This window comes from Allobosea sp. 05T422_2, from assembly GCF_056396265.1.
Map to the genome: position 1 here is coordinate 1 of NZ_JBFTLD010000395.1, position 4,170 is coordinate 4,170.

A 4,170-nucleotide genomic window follows, 5' to 3' on the forward strand; every position below is an offset into this window, starting at 1 on the left:
GCCATGGCCCGGCTGAGGGCAGCTTGGCTGCCGAGCTGACCGTGCTCGCCGAACTCCAGCAGCAGGGCCTTGTCCGCCATATCGGTCTCAGCAATGTCACCGCCAGGCAGGTCGGGGAGGGGCGCGGCATCTGCGAGATCGTCTGCGTCCAGAACCACTACAATCTCGTTCACCGCACGGATGACGCGCTGATCGACGAACTGGCAGCTGCGGGCACGGCCTATGTACCCTTCTTCCCGCTCGGAGGCTTTTCGCCCCTGCAATCGGCTGGGCTGACCGAGGTCGCGGCGCGGGTCGGCGCAACGCCGATGCAGGTCGCGCTCGCCTGGCTGCTGCAGCGCGCGCCGAATATTCTGCTGATCCCGGGCACCGGCTCGGTCGCTCATCTCCGCGAGAATATCGCCGCCGGCGTGCTGGACCTGAGCGGTGAGGCGATCGCGGCGTTGAACACCATCGCAGCGGGATCCGCTTCGGTCCGGGCCTGACGGCAGCGCGTGGGGCATGCTTGCCGGGCCCATGCGCGATGGCGGTATCAGACGGCAATCGAGGAGGTGCCCTGCCTCAGGGCGAGCGCCCGATCAGCCGGTCCTCGACATTCTGCAGATGCCGGCGCATCGCGTCCGCGGCGCCCCCGGGCTCGCGGTGGGCGATCGCGTCGACGATCCGGTCATGGTCCTCGAAGCTGTGATGATCGGCAGGCGGGCTTGAATGGCTCGGTCGCGGCCGCCCCCAGGTGACGGCGCGGCGCACAGCGTTCAGCGTTTCCAAAAGCGCGATCAGGATCGGGTTATGCGCGGCCTCGGCGATCTGGTGGTGGAAGCGCGCGTCATAAGCCTCGTATTCGCGCCAGCTCGTCGCGGCGCGGCAGGAGGCGTTCAGTTCGGCGAGCGTCGCGATCTCGGCCACCGTGGCGTTGATCGCCGCGAGGCGTGAGAGCTCGGGCTCGAGGCCGATCCGCGCCTTCATCACCTGGACMGGATTGCTGCGCTGCACCAGGTCCGCGATATCGACCAGTTGCGGCGGCTTGGGGCCGACGAACGTGCCCTTGCCGACATGGCGCCAGAGCTGGCCCTCGCGTTCGAGCGCGGCGAGGCCCTTGCGCAGTTCTGTGCGCTTCACCCCTAGCAGTTCGGCCAGCTCCCGCTCCGGCGGCAGGCGCCCGTCATCCGGCAGCTGCGCCGCGGTGATGTAGCCATAGAGCTGCGTCAGGACGCCCGAGACATCGGCATCGGGCGGGGTGGGGGCTTTCTGATCCATGATGTGCGACCGGCAATGGGGAACGTGATCGTGATCCCATGGATCGCGGGCGAGCGCAACCATTTTGAATATTGGTTGTGATTATTGCTGCGTTGCGCAAGGATTTTCGGGCAAATTACTGCAAATCGAAGCCTTGACAGGATCAATCCGGCACATGACAGTGCCCAAAATAAAATTGGTTGCGACCAAGATCGCCCAAAAAGCCAAACAGAACTCTGGGAGGAGTCAGATCATGAAGCCGTTGAGGAGAAGGTCCGTCCTGTTCGGAGCCGCCGCCGTCGGCGCTGCGCTGATGCTCGGAAGCGCCGCCGCGCAGGCGCAAGCGAAGGTCAGGGTTGCGCTGGGAGACGTGCTGTCGACCGAGACGCTCTCGATGATCATCGCGCTGGAGCACGCCAAGGAGAAGGGCGTCGACTACCAGGTGACGCATTTCTCGAAGGAGGACCTTGCCATCCAGGCCGTGATCAACGGCCAGGCGGATCTCGGCGTCGGCACGCCCTACGCGGTCGTCCAGAAGAGCAAGGCGCCGCTGCGCGTGCTCTTCCAGGGCACGCGCCTCGTCTTCTTCCCGGTCGCGGACAAGTCCTACAAGACCTGGAAGGACATGAACGGCCAGCCGATCGCCTTTCACGCCCGCGCCACCGGAACCGAGGCGATCGGCAACATTATCGCCAAGCGTGAGGGCATCCAGTTTGGCGAGCGCAGCTATGTGCCGGGCTCGGAGAACCGGATCATCGGCATGATGAAGGGCCAGATCAAAGCCACCATCGTCGATCTCGCCAACAAGAACCTGCTGCTGGAGAAGGCGGGCGACCGCTTCCATGTCCTGCCCGGCGTTAGCGAGCCGGCTTCCGACGAGACGCTGTTCGGCCGGACCGACTGGATCCAGAAGAACGAGAAGCAGGTCGATGTCATCGTCACCGAATTCCTGCGGCTCTGGCAGGARATGGCGGCCAATCCGGCGATCGTCGAGCAGGAGAGGGTCAAGCGCAAGCTGATGGCCGACCAGCCGAAGGAGGTACTGGAGGGCATCACCAAATTCTACACGCTGGCGACCAAGGAAGGCGTCTATGCGCCGGCCGGCGGCAGCGCCGAGGTCGCGAAGGCTGATTTCGAGTTCTACACCGAGGCCGGCCAGCTGCAGGGTCCGGCCGCCGAGCTGAAGGTCGAGGATTTCTGGTACCTCGCGCCGCTGGAGCGGGCACGCAAGGCCCTGGGCAGCTAGCCTCGTCCGGACCCGTCCCCGGGGCCGGTGCATGCAGCATCCGGCCTGGGGACCCCTCGTTTCGAAAACGCGCACAAGCGGAGTGCTCTCCCTTGCAGATTTCCGAACTTGCTCCTGCCCTGCCGGMGCTTGGCAGGGCTCCGGCCCAGCGCTGGCGCGATCTCCTGATCCATCCGCTCGTGCTGCGCCTGGTGTCCTTCGCGGCCGCTCTCGCGCTTTGGGAATATGCCGGGCGGATACCGCTCAGCCCCGCCTTTCCGACTTTCCTGGAAACGCTCGGTGGTCTTCGCGCGATCATGGCCGATGGAACCCTGTTCAAGGCCTTCCTGATCACACTCCACCCGCTCGTCATCGGGCTGACCGCCTCGATCCTGTGCGGCGTCGCGCTTGGCGTGCTGATGGGGTTGCACGAACCCTCGGAATGGCTGTTCGCGCCGATCTTCGTGATCGCCCAGGCGGCGCCGCTGGCGGCCCTCATCCCGATCCTGACCTTCGCCTATGGCATCGGGCTGACCGCCAAGGTCATGACCGTCTGCATCATGGCGATGCCGGTCATCGTGCTGAACACGCTCGGCGCCGTGCGCAACACGCCGAAATCGCTTCTCGAAATGGGCAGCTCGTTTCTCGCGACGCGCAGCCAGAGCATCCGCCTGATCATCCTGCCGGCAGCCAGCCCGATGATCTTCGCAGGCCTTCGGCTCGGCTGCGCCGCCGCCTTCATCGGCGTGATCCTCGCCGAACTGCTGATCACGCCGACCGGCATCGGCGACGTGATCTCCTACAACCAATCGGTCGCCGACTATCCCAAGATGTACGCGGCCATCCTCGCCATCATCGTGTTCTCGGTCCTGTTCATCGAGCTGCTCGAGCGGATCGAAGTCACCCTGTTTCGACCGGAGGTGCGCAGATGACCCCCAACGCAGCCATCATGCCGCAGCACCTCGGTGACCGTCCGCCGTTTCCCGCCCGCGCGGCCCGGCCGATCGTCGAAGTGCGCAGCGTCTCGAAAACCTATGCCGGCGGCGTCGAGGCGCTGAGCGGCATCTCGCTGGAGTTTCCGGAAGGGCGCCTGACGACGCTGCTCGGCCCCTCGGGCTGCGGCAAGACCACGCTGCTCAAGATCATCGCAGGCCTGATCCCCGCCACCGGCGGCCAGGTTCTCGTCGATGGCCGCGAGGTGACCGGGCCCGGCCCCGAACGCGCCTTCGTCTTCCAGGATTTTGCGCTGATGCCCTGGGCCAGCGTCATCCGCAATGTCGCCTTCGGGCTCGAGCTGCGCGGCGTCGCCCATAGCGAGCGCGAGGCGATCGCCGAACGCCATATCGCGCGCGTTGGCCTCAAGGGCTTTGAACAGAAATACCCGCACGAACTCTCCGGCGGCATGCGCCAGCGCGTCGGCCTGGCGCGTGCGCTGGCGGTCGATGCCAAGGTCGTGCTGATGGACGAACCGTTCTCGGCCGTGGATGAGCAGACCCGCCGCAAGTTCCAGGAAGAGCTGCTGGAACTCGTCGCCAATGAAGGAAAATCCTTCATCTTCGTCACGCACAGCATCGAGGAGGCGGTCTATGTCTCCGATCGGATTGCGCTGCTCTCGCGCCGGCCGAGCCGCGTCTCGGCGATCATCGAGCCGCAGATAGTCCGTGGCGGCGACCCCGAGAAGATCAGGCGTGACAGTGCCTATCTCGATG

Annotated in this window: 5 protein-coding genes; 4 read left to right on the top strand and 1 reads right to left on the bottom strand. The window is 65.5% G+C overall.

All coding sequences use genetic code 11. The features are described from left to right. Positions 1–485, top strand: a 485-nt coding sequence (locus tag AC1DJT_RS34815; RefSeq protein WP_476835873.1) for an aldo/keto reductase, incomplete at its 5' end; no start/stop codon positions are given. Positions 486–561: 76 nt separating this feature from the next. Here the strand turns inward: AC1DJT_RS34815 and AC1DJT_RS34820 are convergent. Further along, a complete protein-coding gene (locus AC1DJT_RS34820; protein ID WP_441506851.1) occupies positions 562–1,257 on the bottom strand; it encodes a FadR/GntR family transcriptional regulator in 696 nt (231 codons plus the stop codon). A gap of 232 nt (positions 1,258–1,489) precedes the next feature. On the opposite strand from AC1DJT_RS34820, the gene AC1DJT_RS34825 reads away from it, so the two are divergent. The 3 genes from AC1DJT_RS34825 to AC1DJT_RS34835 all read left to right on the top strand — a co-directional run. Continuing rightward, entirely contained in the window at positions 1,490–2,482 is a 993-nt protein-coding gene (locus AC1DJT_RS34825) for an ABC transporter substrate-binding protein (RefSeq protein ID WP_476835874.1), read from the top strand. 92 nt (positions 2,483–2,574) lie between these two features. After that, positions 2,575–3,393, top strand: a complete 819-nt coding sequence (locus AC1DJT_RS34830) for an ABC transporter permease (RefSeq protein ID WP_476835875.1) — start codon at positions 2,575–2,577, stop codon at positions 3,391–3,393. Between the two features lie 17 nt (positions 3,394–3,410). Continuing rightward, the coding region (locus AC1DJT_RS34835; RefSeq protein WP_476835876.1) for an ABC transporter ATP-binding protein at positions 3,411–4,170 on the top strand (760 nt) is incomplete at its 3' end.